1 protein-coding gene is annotated in these 415 nt (G+C 68.9%); it reads left to right on the top strand.

What is annotated here, in order from left to right:
* Window positions 1-19: 19 nt before the first annotated feature.
* A partial coding sequence (locus tag C1I92_RS33165) for an ABC transporter substrate-binding protein (protein ID WP_199521850.1) occupies window positions 20-415 on the top strand: 396 nt, incomplete at its 3' end.

Genomic DNA, 415 nt, shown 5'->3' with positions numbered 1-415 from the left:
GATCTACGACGTGGACGCGGTGGACGCGGACGGCGAGAGCACCGCCGGCACCGGCCCGTACACGATCGACTCCTGGCAGAAGGGCAAGGAGACCGAGCTGACGCTGAAGGCGTTCGAGGGCTACTGGGGCGGCTGGAAGCCGGAGCAGTACAAGAAGGTCGCCTTCCGCGTCACCCCCGAGATCACCACGGCCTGGCAGCTGCTGCAGCGCGGCGAGGTCGACTACGTCCAGCGGCTCAACCCGCAGCTGTTCCAGCAGGCCCAGTCGACCGACGGCGTGCAGACCACGGAGTCGCCGTCGTTCCAGAACCTGCTGGTGCTGTTCAACACCGCCGACGGCCCCACCAGGGACCCGAAGGTGCGCCAGGCGCTGCAGCTGGCGATCGACTACGACGGCCTGGTGGCGGCGCTGGAG

This window comes from Jiangella anatolica, from assembly GCF_003236295.1.
GTDB classification, from domain to species: Bacteria; Actinomycetota; Actinomycetes; order Jiangellales; family Jiangellaceae; genus Jiangella; species Jiangella anatolica.
Note: the sequence above shows the minus strand (reverse complement) of the source record. Positions and strands in the feature narration are given on the sequence as shown.